This window comes from Streptomyces sp. GSL17-111 (assembly GCF_037911585.1).
Classification (GTDB): Bacteria; Actinomycetota; Actinomycetes; order Streptomycetales; family Streptomycetaceae; genus Streptomyces.
The window spans coordinates 2162404-2178083 of sequence record NZ_JBAJNS010000001.1 but is presented as its reverse complement, the minus strand read 5'-3'; the positions used below and the strand labels follow the sequence as shown (position 1 = coordinate 2178083).

At 73.5% G+C, this 15680-nt stretch carries 12 protein-coding genes; 7 read left to right on the top strand and 5 right to left on the bottom strand.

Features of this window, described 5'->3' with window-relative positions:
- Positions 1-90 precede the first annotated feature (90 nt).
- The 4 genes from V6D49_RS09380 (at position 91) to V6D49_RS09365 (ending at position 8544) form a co-directional block, all read left to right on the top strand.
- Positions 91-2382, top strand: coding sequence for a serine/threonine-protein kinase (locus tag V6D49_RS09380; protein ID WP_340558751.1), 2292 nt, complete (start codon positions 91-93; stop codon positions 2380-2382).
- A gap of 200 nt (positions 2383-2582) precedes the next feature.
- Entirely contained in the window at positions 2583-4961 is a 2379-nt protein-coding gene (locus V6D49_RS09375) for a serine/threonine protein kinase (protein WP_340558749.1), read from the top strand.
- A gap of 114 nt (positions 4962-5075) precedes the next feature.
- Positions 5076-6674, top strand: a complete 1599-nt coding sequence (locus V6D49_RS09370; RefSeq protein ID WP_340558747.1) for a succinic semialdehyde dehydrogenase — start codon at positions 5076-5078, stop codon at positions 6672-6674.
- A gap of 31 nt (positions 6675-6705) precedes the next feature.
- Positions 6706-8544 carry a GMC family oxidoreductase gene (locus tag V6D49_RS09365; RefSeq protein ID WP_340558745.1) on the top strand — a complete coding sequence of 613 codons (1839 nt, stop codon included), beginning with the start codon at positions 6706-6708 and terminating at the stop codon, positions 8542-8544.
- Positions 8545-8653: 109 nt separating this feature from the next.
- On the opposite strand, the gene V6D49_RS09360 is transcribed toward V6D49_RS09365, so the two are convergent.
- Both V6D49_RS09360 and V6D49_RS09355 read right to left on the bottom strand, forming a co-directional pair.
- Positions 8654-9766, bottom strand: a complete 1113-nt coding sequence (locus V6D49_RS09360) for an LAETG motif-containing sortase-dependent surface protein (RefSeq protein WP_340558744.1) — start codon at positions 9764-9766, stop codon at positions 8654-8656.
- Positions 9767-10074: 308 nt separating this feature from the next.
- The gene (locus tag V6D49_RS09355; protein WP_340558742.1) at positions 10075-10551 is read right to left on the bottom strand and encodes a hypothetical protein; all 477 of its coding nucleotides are present in this window, start codon (positions 10549-10551) and stop codon (positions 10075-10077) included.
- Between the two features lie 98 nt (positions 10552-10649).
- On the opposite strand from V6D49_RS09355, the gene V6D49_RS09350 reads away from it, so the two are divergent.
- Entirely contained in the window at positions 10650-11093 is a 444-nt protein-coding gene (locus tag V6D49_RS09350; protein WP_340558740.1) for a MerR family transcriptional regulator, read from the top strand.
- Here the strand turns inward: V6D49_RS09350 and V6D49_RS09345 are convergent.
- Positions 11077-11637 carry a hypothetical protein gene (locus tag V6D49_RS09345; RefSeq protein ID WP_340558739.1) on the bottom strand — a complete coding sequence of 187 codons (561 nt, stop codon included), beginning with the start codon at positions 11635-11637 and terminating at the stop codon, positions 11077-11079. The two genes, V6D49_RS09350 and V6D49_RS09345, sit on opposite strands and share 17 nt — an antisense overlap.
- Before the next feature lie 296 nt (positions 11638-11933).
- Positions 11934-12197 (bottom strand): chorismate mutase, encoded by a 264-nt coding sequence (locus tag V6D49_RS09340; protein WP_340558737.1) that lies wholly within the window; start codon positions 12195-12197, stop codon positions 11934-11936.
- Positions 12198-12489: 292 nt separating this feature from the next.
- Between V6D49_RS09340 and guaA the strand changes: the two genes are divergently transcribed.
- Positions 12490-14070 carry a glutamine-hydrolyzing GMP synthase gene (guaA, locus tag V6D49_RS09335; RefSeq protein ID WP_340558736.1) on the top strand — a complete coding sequence of 527 codons (1581 nt, stop codon included), beginning with the start codon at positions 12490-12492 and terminating at the stop codon, positions 14068-14070.
- Between the two features lie 116 nt (positions 14071-14186).
- On the opposite strand, the gene V6D49_RS09330 is transcribed toward guaA, so the two are convergent.
- Positions 14187-14630, bottom strand: a complete 444-nt coding sequence (locus V6D49_RS09330) for a cold-shock protein (RefSeq protein WP_340558735.1) — start codon at positions 14628-14630, stop codon at positions 14187-14189.
- 224 nt (positions 14631-14854) lie between these two features.
- Between V6D49_RS09330 and V6D49_RS09325 the strand changes: the two genes are divergently transcribed.
- Positions 14855-15640: a thioesterase II family protein gene (locus tag V6D49_RS09325; RefSeq protein WP_340558733.1), complete on the top strand. Its 786-nt coding sequence runs from the start codon at positions 14855-14857 to the stop codon at positions 15638-15640.
- Positions 15641-15680: the final 40 nt, after the last annotated feature.

The following is a 15680-nucleotide window of genomic DNA, read 5'->3' as shown; positions in this document are numbered from 1 at the left end:
CCCACCGCCCGTACCGGGGTTGTTCCTTCGGGGCCCGCCGCATGGGTGACAATGGGTCGACTGGCTGGGCGGGCGATCGCGAGGGGAAGTATGGGCGAGGACGACGGCAGGACGGTCAAGGCCGACGCCGCCACCGACGGCACGGACGCCGCCAAGCGCAGAGAACGCACCGGGAACACGGACGCCACCGCGCGCGAGGACGTTGCCCGGAGCGGCGAGAAGCCCGAGGTGAGAGCCGAGGAGGGCACGGGCGGGCGCGCAGTCGGCGAGGAGAAGCCCGGTGGTGCGTCGGGGCGCGGCGCCTCGACCGCTACCCCGTCCGGCACGCCGTCCGACGCTCGATCCGCACGCGAGGACGAGGCCGTACCCGCCTCCGGGCCCGACGCCGCCCCCGCCACCGAGGACGCCTCGCCCGGCGGCGCGGCCGGGACCGGCGCGGCGGACGGCAAGGCGGACGACCGTGAGGCGGAGGACGGCGAGTCGGACGACGGTGAGGCCGCCGCCAAGGGCCGGGAGACCGGACGGCTGCTCGCCGGGCGGTACCGGCTCGGCGGCGTCCAGGGCCGGGGCGGCATGGGGACGGTGTGGCGGGCACGGGACGAGGTCCTGGGCCGCACCGTCGCGGTGAAGGAGCTGCGCTTCCCCTCCGACATCGACGAGGACGAGAAGCGCCGCCTCATCACCCGCACCCTGCGCGAGGCCAAGGCCATCGCCCGGATCCGCAGCGGCAGCGCGGTCACCGTCTTCGACGTGGTCGACGAGGACGACCGGCCGTGGATCGTCATGGAGCTGGTCGAGGGCCGCTCGCTGGCCGAGGTGATCCGGGAGGACGGTCCCGTGCCGCCGCGCCGGGCCGCCGAGATCGGGCTGGCCGTGCTCGGCGTGCTGCGCGCCGCCCACCGGGAGGGCATCGTCCACCGCGACGTCAAGCCGTCCAACGTGCTGATCGAGCAGGACACCGGCCGCGTCGTCCTCACCGACTTCGGCATCGCCAAGGTGGAGGGCGATCCGTCGGTGACGTCCACCGGCATGCTCGTCGGCGCTCCGTCGTACATCTCGCCGGAGCGGGCACGCGGCCAGCGTCCCGGGCCGCCCGCCGACATGTGGTCACTCGGCGGGCTGCTCTACGCCGCCGTGGAGGGCACCCCGCCCTACGACAAGGGCTCGGCCATCGCCACCCTGACCGCCGTCATGACCGACCCGCTGGAGCCGCCGCGCAACGCGAGCGAGCTGGAGGAGGTCATCTACGGGCTCCTCATCAAGGACCCGGCGAAGCGGCTGGACGACGCGGGCGCCCGGGTGCTGCTCCAGGCGGTGCTGGACGCCCCGGCCGACTCCGAGTTGGCGGCCACCAGCACCGCGACCCGGACGGTCGCGATGCCCGAGCCGTCCTCCGGTACGGCGCGACCGAAGGGCGGCCCGGCGCGGCAGGACCAGCGGTCGCGGACGACGACGGCGCCGACCGGGCGTGGTGAGCCGAAGCGGCGCACGCTCGCGGCCTTCGGGTCGATGAGTGGCGGGCGCGGTGCGCAGGGCGGACCGGACGGCGAGGGCGCCGACGGACGGCCCTCCGGGGTCATGGTCGCGGCCATCGCGATCGTCGTGCTCGGCGTCCTCGGTGCGGTGCTGGCCTTCACGCTGAACAGCGGCGACGGCGACGAGCAGGACCCGCCGGGCTCCAGTGACACGGCCGACTCCGGCGGTACCGGCGAGGACGAGGGCGACGGCGCGGAGAAGCCCGGCAACGGCGACCAGGCCGACCGGGGCAAGAGCGCGGACGGCGCCGGGGCCGAGGGCGCGGACGCGTCCGGCGCCGAGGACGGCGGCAGCGACGGCGGCGAGGACGCCAAGGGCGAGGACGGGGACGCGGCGGCCCGGGGCGGCGGTGACGACGGCGGGGAGGACGGCGCCGACGCAGCGCCCGAGGGCTACGCCACCGTCACCGACGAGCAGTTCCGCTTCGCCATGGCGCTGCCCGAGGGGTGGGAGCGGGTCCGCATAGCGGGCCAGAACTCGGGCGGGGTCTACGCCGCCGAGTCGGGCGCGGCCCCCAGCGTCCAGGTCGACTACACGAACGCGCCGGGCGACGACGCGGTGGCGGCCTGGGAACAGTTGGAGCGCGCCGTGAAGGGCACGTTCCCGCAGTACGAGCGCGTCGGCCTCGAAGAGGTGGCGTGGCGCGACTACCCGACCGTCGCGGACTGGAGTTACGAGTACACCCGCGACGGCGAGCGGATGCGCGCACTGAACCGGGGCTTCCGGGTGGACGGGGGCCGTGGGCACGCGATTCTGGTCACGTGTCAGGCGGACGAGTGGGACGGGAAGGAGTGCCGGACGCTGCGCGAGACGGCGTTCGACACCTTCGAGCCGGTGGATCCGTAGGGGCGGACGCCCGGGGTACGGGCGCGCGGAGCGCGCGCCGTGTGCGCGGGCGCACGCTCCCCCGAGTGCGCTGAGGTTCCCCACAGCGCCCCGAAGGCACGTATCGTGAGAGTCCGAAGACCGTAAGCATCCGCAATCAGGCCGGTGCGGAGGTGTTCTGACGGTTTCGCACTGAGTGGGCCGCCTGGTGGGGAGGCGTCGTGGACGAGTTCGCGGGTCGGCTGCTGGCCGAGCGATACCGCCTGCCCCCTCCGCCGTCGGACGACGGGTACGACAGGTACGAGGTGCGCGAGGTCGTCGGCTTCGACACGGCGAGCGGGCAGGACGTCCTCGTCCGCCAGGTGCCGTTGCCGGAGGTCGTCGACGCCGAGGTCCTCGGTGACCACGGCGGCGGGCACTGGGGCCACGGCCGGGCCACCCGGGAGCCGGCCGATCCGGCCGTGCGCCGGGCCGTCGAGGCCGCGCTCACGGCCGCCCGCATACCGGACCACCCCCGGCTGGACCAGGTGTTCGACGTCTTCGTCGAGGACGACGGGCTGTGGGTCGTCAGCGAGTTGGTCGCCGGCCGCACGCTGGCCGACGTCATCGCGGACCGCCCGCTGACGCCCCACCGCGCCGCAGAGATCGCCGCCGACCTGCTGGCCGGGCTCAGCGCCGTCCACACCTACGGCTGGACGCACCGCAACATCACCGCGCACTCGGTGCTGATCTGCGACGACGGCCGCGCCCTGCTCAGCGGCCTGGCCTCGGGCGCCGCCGAGGAGGCCCTGTGCGGCTACGACCCGCTGCCGACGGACGGTCCGATGGCGCCGGACGACCGGGGGGAGCCGGACGACCCGGCGGCACCGGACGGCCCGGCAGGACCGGGAGGTGACGACACCCAGCAACTGCCGCCCTACGACGAGCGGATGGCGACCGGCCACCGGACCGTCCGGGCCCTGGCACCGGAGAGCGGACCCGAGAGCGAACCGGAGCCCGAACCGGAACCGGAGCGCCGGCCCGCCCAGTACGGCCCGTGGGGCGGGGACAAGCCGGGCCCCGCCGCGCCGAAGGCGTACCTGCCGCCGCCGCCCCCGCAGTACACCTACGCCGAGCCCCCTGCGGAGCGAGCGGGCCCCGGAGCCGAGGCGGAACGGGAAGCGGAGTACGAACCGGAGCTTCTCCACGCCGAGTTCGTGCTCGACGCCGACGAGGTGCCGGACGCCTGGGGCGTCCCGGAGCCGGAGGAGCCGGGCCGCTACCGGGGGCCGACGACCGCGCTGGCGGCCGAGCGGGCCCGGCAGGCACGGATGACGACGGTCGGCCCGGTCACCGAGCGCTGGGCGCCGGAGCAGGCGGGCCCGGTCTACCAGAACTGGCGCCTGGCGCCCCCGGTCGGCCCCGCCGCGGACCTGTGGGCGATCGGGGCGCTGCTGTACCGGGCGGTGCAGGGGCACGCGCCGTACCCCGAGGACAGCGTCGCGGACCTGGTCCAGATGGTGTGCGCGGAGCCCCCGGCGTTCGCGGAGGAGTGCGGCCCGCTGCGGCCGGTGATCGAGTCGCTGCTGCGGCAGGACCCGACGGAGCGCCCCCAGTTCGAGGAGCTGAGCGGCTGGCTGCGGTCCCTGATCCGGTCCGCGCCGGAGCCGGACGTGGGCCGCAACGCGGTCACGGCGCACCCGTCGCTGACGTCGGGCCGTCGCCGCGACGCCCGGCGGCTGCCGATCCTGCGGCTGCGCGGGGAGCTCGTGCGGCGCCGCCGGACGGAGAAGCGGCCGGTGCCGGTGGCGCGCCACCGGGGGCGCCGGGACCGCCGACAGGCCAGTCCGCGCAAGCTCGGTCTGGTGCTGCTGGCGGTGGTGCTGGTGGGGCTGGCCTCGGCGGTCGCCGTGGCGGCGCTGCTCATGCCGCCCGCCGACCCCTCGGACCCGAACCGGCGCGGCTCGGTCGGCGAGGCGCCGGGGGAGTCCTCCGGCGGGTCGGGCGGCGCCGGGGAGCCGGACGCCGACGAGGGCCGGCCGGGCACCGACGAGGGCGACGAGCCGGAGGGCGAGGCGCCGGGGGACGACCCGAAGCAGCCGGAGGAGACGGACGAGCCGGGCACCGAGACGCCGCAGTCGGGCGAGCCGGACGGCGAGCAGCCGGCCGCCCCCGAGGGCTACGTCGTGCAGCGCGACCCGGCGGGGTTCCGGATCGCCGTGCCGGAGGGCTGGACGCGGGGCCAGACCAGCGGCGGGCAGGTGCGCTTCAGCGGTGACGGGCTGGAGCTGATCGTCGTCCCCGGCCGGGACGGGACGGACCGGTACGGGACGGACCCGCGCGAGTACCAGTTGAGCGACGAGCCGGAGCTGTCCGGGTACCGCGACTCCACGGGGTGGAAGACGGTCAGCGGCGTGCGCAGCATCACGGTCGGTGAGACGGCAATGGCGGAGGGCGAGTTCGTGTGGGAGGCGGGCGGCGAGCGCCGGCTCGCCCGGAACCGGGCGATGCTGCTCGGGTCGACGTACCACGTCGTGCAGGTGAGGGGCCCGGAGGACCGGCGGGCGGAGATCGACGCGCACTTCTCACAGGTGGTGGACACCTACCGCGCCACGGGGTGACGGCGGGGCCGACGGGGGCGGCCCGCCATTCGTGCCAGTGATTGCTGGCACTTTTTCGAAAATCGGGTTACCGGCGGGTACCCAATCCTCCGGGGGCGCCGTACCCTCCCCTCTATGACGGACTCCCAGCACCGGAACCCGGTCGCCGCCGCGCCCGAGGGCGCCCGCACCGCCGCCGACGTCGTCACCCCGGATCTCGTCGCCCGGCTCACCCGGGGGCTGGGCGGAACCGGCCGGACCGCCTGCCACACCCCCCTCACCGGGGAGAAGCTGGCCGACCTGCCCGAGTCCACCCCCGAGGAGGTCACCGAGGCCTTCGCGCGCGCCCGCGCCGCGCAGCCGGGCTGGGCGGCCCGGACGGTGCGCGAGCGGGCAGCCGTGCTGCTGCGCTTCCACGACCTCGTCCTGCGCCGTCAGGAGGAGATCCTCGACCTCGTCCAGCTGGAGACCGGCAAGGCACGGCTGCACGCCCAGGAGGAGGTGCTGGCGGTGTGCATGGCCGCCCGGCACTACGGCCGCAGGGCGCCCTCCTACCTGGCGCCCAAGCGGCACGCGGGCGCCATCCCGGTGCTGACGCGCACCCGTCAGCTGCGCCAGCCGCGCGGCGTCGTCGGCATGATCGCGCCGTGGAACTACCCGTTCGAGCTGAGCGTCGGCGACGCGCTGCCCGCCTTCGTCGCCGGGAACGCCGTCGTCATGAAGCCCGACACCGAGACGGCCCTCAGCGCGCTGTGGGCCCGCGATCTGCTCATCGAGGCCGGGCTGCCCGCCGAGATCTGGCAGGTGGTGCTCGGCGAGGGGCCGGTCGTCGGGCCCGCCGTCGTGGACGGTGGCGACTACGTCTCGTTCACCGGCTCCACCCGCACCGGCCGGGAGGTCGCCCAGCGCGCGGCGGCCCGGCTGGTGGGCTGCTCGCTGGAGCTCGGCGGCAAGAACGCCATGATCGTGCTGCCCGACGCCGACCTGGACAAGGCGGCGGCCGGTGCCGTGCGGGCCTGCTTCTCCTCCGCCGGGCAGCTGTGCATATCCGTGGAGCGCCTGTACGTGCACGCGTCCGTGGCCGACGCGTTCCTGGAGCGCTTCGTGGCCCGCACCCGGGCCATGCGGCTCGGCGCGTCCCTCGCCTTCGGCGCGGACATGGGCTCACTCGTCTCCGAGGCGCAGCTGCGGACGGTCTCCCGGCACGTCGACGAGGCGGACGCCAAGGGCGCCGCCGTCCTGACCGGCGGCAGGGCCCGCCCGGACATCGGCCCGCTGTTCTACGAGCCGACGATCCTGGAGGGCGTCGAGGCCCCCATGACCGTCTGCACCGAGGAGACGTTCGGCCCCGTCGTCTCCGTCTACCGCTACTCCGACCCGGACGAGGCGGTCGCCCAGGCCAACGCCACCCCGTACGGCCTGAACTCCAGTGTGTGGTCCCGCAGTTCCCGCACCGCCTGGGACGTCGCGGCGCGGCTGCGCACCGGCACCGTCAACATCAACGAGGGGTACGCCGCGGCCTACGGCAGTGTCCAGGCGCCGATGGGCGGCATGGGCGACTCGGGCCTCGGACGCCGTCACGGCTCCGAGGGCCTGCTCAAGTTCACCGAGCCGCAGACCGTCGCCCAGCAGCGCCTGCTGCCGATGGCGCCGTCGCTGGGCATGGACGACGCGCAGTACGCCGCGTTCATGTCCCGCTCGCTCAAGGTGCTCAAGGCGCTGCGCTTCCGCTGAGCCGTCCCCGCTTCACGTTCGGAGGATTTCCGTGTCACAGGACGAGTCCGTCCCCACCGCGCAGGACGCCGAGCAGCCCGCCGAGGCCGACGGCGCCGACGGGTACGACTACGACGTCATCGTCGTCGGCTCCGGCTTCGGCGGTTCCGTCTCCGCCCTGCGGCTGACGGAGAAGGGGTACCGGGTCGGCGTGCTGGAGGCGGGCCGCCGCTTCGACCGCGCCGCACTGCCCAGGAACTCCTGGGACGTGAAGAACTACCTGTGGGCGCCCGCGCTCGGCCTCTACGGCATCCAGCGCATCCACCTGCTCAACAACGTCATGATCCTGGCGGGCGCCGGGGTCGGCGGCGGCTCGCTCAACTACGCCAACACCCTCTACGTGCCGCCGCCCGCCTTCTTCCAGGACCGCCAGTGGGGTCACATCACCGACTGGCAGGACGAGTTGAAGCCGTACTACGACCAGGCCCAGCGCATGCTCGGCGTCCGGCTCAACCCCACCATGACGCCGTCCGACGCCCACCTCAAGGCGGCGGCCGAGCGGATGGGCTGCGGCGACACCTTCCACATGGCGCCCGTCGGCGTCTTCTTCGGCGACGGGCAGGACGCCGACGGCACGGCGAAGGCCGCCCCCGGCGCCACCGTGCCCGACCCCTACTTCGGCGGCGTGGGCCCCGAGCGCCGGGCGTGCTCCGAGTGCGGCGAGTGCATGACGGGCTGCCGGCACGGCGCGAAGAACACGCTCAACGAGAACTACCTCTACCTCGCCGAGAAGGCGGGGGCCGTCGTCCACCCCATGACGTCCGTGACCGCCGTGACCGAGGACGGCGACGGCCTCGCCGTCTCCGTCGTCCGCACCGGCCGGCGGCGCAAGGGGAAGCCGCGCGTCCTGCGGGCCCGCCACGTCGTCGTCGCCGCCGGGACGTACGGCACCCAGACGCTCCTGCACCGCATGCGCGACGAGGGCCTGCTGCCGCGGCTGTCCGGACGCCTCGGCGAGCTGACCCGCACCAACTCCGAGGGGCTCGTCGGCGCCCAGACGGCCCGCACGCGCTACCGCCGGAAGTGGGGCAAGGACGCCGAGCTCGACTTCACCCGTGGCGTCGCCATCACCTCCTCGATCCACCCGAACGAGACGACGCACATCGAGCCCGTCCGCTACGGCAAGGGCTCCAACGCCATGGGCTTCATGACGACGCTCGCCGTCCGCCACCACTCCAGGCTGCCGCGTGTGCTGGGGCACCTCCTGACGTACCTGCTGCACCCCGCGCAGGGCCTCCGCTCGCTGTCGAACTACAAGTGGTCCGAACGCGTCATCATCGGTCTCGTCATGCAGACGCTCGACAACTCCCTGACCACCTACCGCAAGGAGAAGGGCCTGGGCAAGGGCCTGCTGACGGCCAAGCAGGGCCACGGCGCGCCCAACCCGCTGCACATCCCCGAGGGCGCGGAGGCGTGCCGCATCCTCGCCGACGAGATCAACGGCTTCGCCGGGACGAACGTCGGCGAGGTCATGGGGACGCCGCTGACCGCCCACTTCCTCGGCGGCTGCCCCATCGGGGCCGACGCCGACCAGGGCGTCATCGACCCCTACCACCGCCTCTACGGCCACCCCGGCATCTCCGTCGTGGACGGCTCCGCCGTCTCCGCCAACCTGGGCGTCAACCCGTCGTTGACGATCACCGCCCAGGCCGAACGGGCCATGTCGCTGTGGCCCAACAAGGGCGAGGCCGACCCGCGCCCGGAGCAGGGCGCCCCCTACGTCCGCCTCACCCCCGTCGCCCCCAAGGCCCCCGCCGTCCCCGACTCCGCCTTCGGCGCCCTGCGCCTGCCGGTGCTCCCCGTCCCGTCGGTGCCGCCGAAGACGTCCTGACCCCCGCCCCGCCCGCCCCCCCCACAGCCGAAGGACCCGGCCTCCGCGTGGAGACCGGGTCCTTCGGCGTACGCGCGGAGCTACGACCGCTCAGCGCTCATCACTCGCGTCAGGCGGTGGCGTCGGCGCCCTTGCGGCGGCGGACGACGAACATGGCGCCGGCGCCCAGCGCGACGGCCGCCGCGCCCGCGAGCGCGAACATCGGCAGGTTCGAGTCCGAACCGGTCTGGGCGAGCTCGCCCTCGATCTTCAGGTCGGCGTCCGGCTTGCTGTCCGGCTTGGCCGGCAGCTCCGTCTTGCCACCCTGCGGCTTGGCGTCGTTGCCGTTCGGCTTCTTGCCCGCCGCGATGATCTCGAAGTAGTAGTCCTCGCTGACGCTGTCGGTGCAGGTCTCACCGTCGTCGTTCAGGTAGAACGCGTAGCCGAGGGCGACACCGAGCGAGGCCGGGGCCTGCTCGTCCACGCTGAGGCGCAGCTGGAGCGTGGAGGACTGCCCGGCGTCGAGCGAGCCGTTGCCGACGAAGCCGTACTGGTCCGAGGACCAGTCCGTGTCGACGTCGACCCAGGTGCCGTGGATGTTCTTCACCTGGAGGCTGATGTGCTCGCTCTCGTCACCGCCGTCCTCGGTGAAGGCCCAGGTGTAGACGTGGGCCTGGGCGAAGTCCTTCTTCTCACCGGTGTTGTTCTCGATGGTGAGGGAGAAGTTCTGCCAGCCGGCGCCGGCCGCCACCTGCTCGGGCAGACCGTTGATCGTCGAGACGAGGTCGTCGTCGGAGTCGGTGACGAGGCACTCCTCGGTCACCGGCTCCTCGGTCTCCTCCTCCTCGGACTCCTCGTCCTCGCCCGGCTTCTCGCCCTCGGGCTTCTCCTCGTCGGTCCCGTCCTCCTCGGACTCCTCCTCGTCGGTCCCGTCCTCGGGGGAGGTCTCCTCGTCGGTCTTGCCCTCGGAGTCGTTCTCCCCCTCGGTCTTGCCCTCAGAGGTCTTCTCGTCGTCGGTGGTGTCCTCGGTGGAGGTCTCGTCCTCGGAGGTCTTCTCCTCGTCCGTGGTCTCCTCGGCGGGGGTCTCCTCCTTCGGAGCCTCCTCCTCGCCCGGCTTCGGCTCCGTCTGGGTGGACTCCGTGCCCGGGTTCTCGTCCGCGTACGCGGCGGGGGCCGCGAGGAGCGCGGCGGGGGCGATGACGGCCGTGGCGGCGGCAGCCGCGACTGCACGGCGAATACGCATGAATGACCTCTTCGTGGTCGTGTCGCAAAGAAGCGCTGAAGGTGGGCCGGCGCGCCGGAGACAGGACTCCGCGCGGCTTCGGCAGGTCGACAGTAAAGCGGGGATAAACGCCGTGTCAGCCGTAGTTTTCACCGGCTGGGACGCCGCCGAGCCGCCCGTCGACCGGCAAATCCGACAGTCCGGTGCAGTTGCCCTCGCTCCGCGCTTTTCCTTGTGGGGCATGTCACAGTGCGGCACCGTGGAGTCGATGCCGGACCGTGATCAACTCCCGTACAACCCTTGACCTGCGACGTTCGCGAGATCCGTCGTCACGCGGGGTGACGGGCGCCGGTCGCGTCCTTCAGGCCGACGCGGGTGCGCAGCCACGGGGCCAGCTGGACGAGGCCGAAGGCGACCTCCACGACGAAGAAGATCCACAGCACGCCGGTGGCGCCGTGACCGAGGGCGTACGCCTGCCAGGTGGCGAACAGCGCGCGGGCGACACCGTCGAACAGCCCGTGCAGGGGCAGCGGTCGGACGATGCGCAGCAGCGCCCAGACGACGACCACCGACCCCATGAGGTTCGCGTAGAGCGTCTGGACGGGATCGATCGGGGGGAACCCGCCGACGCCCCACGCCTCACCCGCCGAGGAGATGAGCTCGTGGATCAGCGCGTACGTCCAGGGCGTGGCGAAACCCGCCGTGACGAGGAGGTCGTACCAGGCGCTGGCGCGGACGGCGCGCAGGTAGGAGGGGGCGGTGGGGTCCTTGAGGAGGGTCTTCGGGGAGGCTTCGGGGGAAGACATGCCAGGCTCCTGACGGTCTCGGATCAGTGATGCCTGACGCTAAACAGTGGAGTACGCTCCAAGGTCAAGCCACCGAGGGCTGCCACCGAGGGGGAGTCATGCGCATCGGCGAGTTGGCCGCGCGGACGGGCCTGACCAAGGACACCGTCCGCTTCTACGAGAAGACCGGCCTCGTCTCGAGCAGTCGGCTGCCGAACGGCTATCGCGACTTCCCGCCGGAGGCGGAGACCTGGTTGCACTACGTCCGGACGGCGCAGTCCCTCGGCTTCTCGCTGGCCGAGATCGCGCGGACGGGCGAGGAGTTGCGCGACGCACCGGACGAGGCCGAGGCGCTGTCGGCACTGCTGGAGGAGAAGATCCACCTCATCGACGCGCGCGTGGCCGAGCTGAACGCCCTGCGCGCCGAACTCGCGACCCGCGTCGGCACCGGCTGCCCGCTGCGGGCCCGCGAGCGGCAGGAGCGGACGGGGCGGGCCGGTCGGCCGGAGCCGACGCCGGTCGTCGGGCCGGCCGCGCGGGGAACCGTCAGAGCAGGCCGGTGACCTGACCGAGCGCGTCGGGCAGCCGGGACTCGCCGTCGGCGCTGACGACGTCGAGGAGGGCGGTGCGCTCGCCCTGGAGGGTGGGCGTGCCGAGACGGGCGTCGGGGGCCGTCAGGCGCGGCAGGCCGGAGGGCTCGGCACCGGGGTTGGTCAGCGGCAGGTCGACGGTGAGCGACGGGGCGGCGGCGTCCATCGTCTCGGAGGTCGTGGTCAGTTGGGCCGCGGTGCCGTCGAGGCCGGGCACGGGGGCCTCGGCGAACAGGCCCGGGGTGTCGAGGACGGCGCCGAGTGAGGGGACCACGGGGACCGAGATCCGGTCGCCCTGCATGATCTGCGGGGTTTCCGGCGGGGTGATCGGGGAGGACGGGACGGTCGCGAAGACCGTCGGGGCGTCCAGCGGAAGCGTTTCCTCTACGGACTCCAGGGGAACGTCGACCGGCACCGGGACGTCCCGGCCGTCGGCCACGGCCTCCGCCGCGGGCGCCAGCGCGGCCGCAGCACACATCGACAGCGCCGCGAACCGGCCCTGCGGGGAAATCCTCATGAGTTCTTTTGTCCTCTCCGTCACAAGCCATCGGGGCGCCCAAGGCGGTCGGTCCCCGGGGGGCCGGGGACCGACCGCTGGAGGAGTGACCGGGCTGCTGTCCCCTGCCGTCCGGTCACCTGCCCGGAGCGCGGTCCCACGGCGGGCCGCCTTCTGCAGGGCGGGCACGCCTCACGCTCCGGTGGGCCGTCCCACGGGCCGCCGGGCGCCCGGCGGCATCGGGGACACCTCGGACAACGAAGGGCCGGCGGCCCGGGTCACGCACCGTACGGGTGACGGCAGAGGTGGGGCGACCGTCAGACGCGGCCCCGGGAGAGTTCGAGCAGGGTCATGGCGAGCGTGGTGCCGTGGCCGCCGAGCTCCGCGCGGAAGCGGCTGAGGATCTCCATCTCGCGCGAGAGGTGGACGCGGCGCCCGCCCGCCGCGAGGCGGGCCTCCTGGACGGTGGCGGAGACGGCCATGCGGGCGCGGACGAGGCCGATGATCTCGGCGTCCAGTTCGTCGATCCGGGCGCGGGCGGCGGCGATGCGGGCTTCGGGGGTGGCTGCGGTGGTGCTCACGGGGGCTCCTTGGGTGGTGCGGAGCCCCGGTCCGTCGGCCGGCCCGGGGAACGTGGCGCGAACACCGGCGCCCCGGGCCGTGATCGGCCCGGGGCGCCTGAAGAGGTCTGGTGGTCGCTTACGCGCGACGACAGTGGACCTGACGGCAGCCGGCCGGGCCGGTGCCATAGGTAAACCACGTGGTCGTGTGCGTGAGCATGCGGACAGTATGCCATCAGCCGGAAGGAGGCGGGGGCGCCCGTCGGTAGAATGGCGGCACCATCCTCCCGCTCCACCGCCGAAAGGCCGTCTCGTGGCATCAGTGCCCACTCCGCCGGACGTCGTCCTCGTCGTCGACTTCGGCGCGCAGTACGCCCAGCTCATCGCCCGCCGTGTCCGCGAGGCCCGCGTCTACAGCGAGGTCGTCCCCTCGACGATGCCGGTGGACGAGATGCTCGCGAAGGACCCGAAGGCGATCATCCTCTCCGGCGGCCCCTCCTCGGTCTACGCGGAGGGCGCGCCCCGGCTCGATCCGGCGCTGTTCGAGGCCGGGGTGCCGGTCTTCGGCATGTGCTACGGCTTCCAGCTGATGGCCGAGCTGCTGGGCGGACAGGTGGACAACACGGGCGCGCGGGAGTACGGACGGACGCCGCTGGCCGTGACGAAGCCGGGCTCCACGCTCTTCGAGGGCACGCCGGTCGACCAGAGCGTGTGGATGTCCCACGGTGACGCCTGCTCGGCGGCCCCCGAGGGCTTCACGGTGACGGCCTCCACCGACGTCGTCCCCGTCGCCGCGTTCGAGAACGACGAGCGGAAGCTGTACGGCGTCCAGTACCACCCCGAGGTGATGCACTCCACCCACGGGCAGCAGGTGCTGGAGCACTTCCTGTACCGGGGCGCGGGTCTGGCGCCGAGCTGGACGGCGGGGAGCATCGTCGAGGAGCAGGTCGCCGCGATCCGCGCGCAGGTCGGGGAGAAGCGCGCCATCTGCGGCCTGTCCGGCGGGGTGGACTCGGCGGTCGCGGCGGCACTGGTCCAGCGGGCCATCGGCGACCAGCTGACCTGCGTGTACGTCGACCACGGCCTGATGCGGCAGGGCGAGACGGAGCAGGTGGAGAAGGACTTCGTCGCCGCGACGGGCGTGCAGCTGAAGGTCGTGGACGCGGAGAAGCGCTTCCTGGACGCCCTGGCCGGCGTCAGCGACCCGGAGCAGAAGCGGAAGATCATCGGCCGGGAGTTCATCCGCGTCTTCGAGCAGGCGCAGGCAGAGCTGGTCGCGGAGGCCGGTGAGGAGGGCGCGGAGGTCGCCTTCCTGGTGCAGGGCACGCTCTACCCGGACATCGTCGAGTCGGGCGGCGGCACCGGCACGGCGAACATCAAGTCGCACCACAACGTCGGCGGGCTGCCGGAGGACCTGGAGTTCGAACTCGTCGAGCCGCTGCGGCAGCTCTTCAAGGACGAGGTCCGCATGGTGGGCCAGGAGCTGGGCCTGCCGGAGGAGATCGTCCAGCGGCAGCCGTTCCCCGGCCCGGGGCTGGGCATCCGCATCGTCGGCGAGGTGACGAAGGAGCGGCTTGACCTGCTGCGCGCGGCGGACGCCATCGCCCGCGAGGAGCTGACGGCCGCCGGGCTCGACCGCGAGATCTGGCAGTGCCCCGTCGTGCTGCTCGCCGACGTGCGGTCGGTGGGCGTGCAGGGCGACGGCCGGTCCTACGGTCACCCGGTCGTGCTGCGGCCGGTCTCCTCGGAGGACGCCATGACGGCGGACTGGTCCCGGCTGCCCTACGACGTCCTGGCCCGGATCTCCACGCGCATCACCAACGAGGTGCCGGACGTGAACCGCGTCGTGCTGGACGTGACGAGCAAGCCGCCGGGCACGATCGAGTGGGAGTGACGGCCCACCGGCCGTCCGTCACGTGACGTCGCCGCCGTCCGCGGGTGCGGGCGGCGGCGACGTGTACCTCCGGTATCCACCGGTGTCGTGACCCGGCGGAACGTGCGGTCAGGCGGTCAGGCGGTCAGCCAGCCGTGGCCGCGCGCGAGCCGGTCCAGACGCTGCCGCACGGCGACGATCTGCTCGCCGGTCAGCGTCGGCACCGACTCCAGCAGCGCCTCCGTCAACTCCTGCCGGAACTCCTGCGGCGACAGGACGTCGCACAGGACGTCCTCGTCGCCGTCGGTGTCCGCCGCGAAGGCCGCCTGCGAGAAGCGCTCGGAGGTCGGCGCGCCCCCCGCGCCGCGGGGCGCCGCCCCCTCGGCGAGGCTCACCATCGAGGCCTTGGGACCCCGGTCGCCGTGTTCGAGGCGGAACTCGACGACCGCCCCGGGCTTGTACAGGTTCTTCTCATCCCGCAGGTCGTTGGCGTGCATGAAGATGTCCTCGCCACCGTCGTCCGGGACGATGAACCCGTACCCGCGCACGTCGTCGAACCGCACCACTCGCCCCAGCGCCACCGCGCACCTCACCACACCAACAACTTCTTCCGACAGGACCCGGGCACGATACCCCAGTGGCCCGTGCCGGGGCCCGGCCGTGTGCGCGAACTCCCGGAACGGGCGGGAGGGGCCGAGTAGGGGGCCTGAGGGGATTATGCCGGGCGCGGGCCGGGCCGTAACGTAGTGATCATGTCAGGGACGGCGCCGTCACCGGGGCCGGATTCAGGGGGAAGGACAACGACATGTCGGCCGCATCCGGTCACCACGACCGCTGGCTCCGCAGGTTCGAGCCCGCGCCGGAGGGGGCCACACGGCTCCTCGCGCTGCCCCACGCGGGCGGCTCCGCACCGTACTTCCTGCCTCTCGCCCGGGCGCTCGCCCCGGAGTTGGACGTCGTCTGCGCCCAGTACCCGGGCCGTCAGGACCGCTACCGGGAAGCGCTCCTGGACAACGTCGAGGCGTTCGTGGACGGGCTGTTCGAGGCGCTCACGTCCGAACCCGCCGGTCCCCTGGTGCTGTTCGGCCACAGCATGGGTGCCATCCTCGCCTACGAGTTGGGCCTGCGGATCGAGCGGCAGGGCGGCGCCGACCTGCTCGGCGTCATCGCCTCCGGCCGACGCTCGCCCACCCGGCACCGCGCCGACGACGCGGTGCACCTGCGCGACGACGACGGGATCATCGCGGAGATCCGCGAACTGAACGGCACCGACCCGGGCGTGCTGAACGACGACGAACTGCTCCGCATGGTGCTGCCCGCCCTGCGGACCGACTACCGGGCCGTCGAGACGTACCGCCACCGGCCGGAGGAGCGGCTGCGGGCTCCGCTCAGCGTGCTGACCGGGGAGAGCGACCCCCACGTGACGCAGGAGGAGGCCCGCGCCTGGCAGGAGTTGACCGACGGCGACTTCCGCTACCAGTCCTTCCCCGGAGGTCACTTCTACCTCGGCACCCAGCAGGCGGCCGTCACCGAGGCGATCCGCAGGAGCATCGCCGCGTTCCGACCCACCCCCTCACCGACCACGCCCTGAGGGAGCACGAGGGGGCGGGCCCGAACGTCCGGGCCCGCCC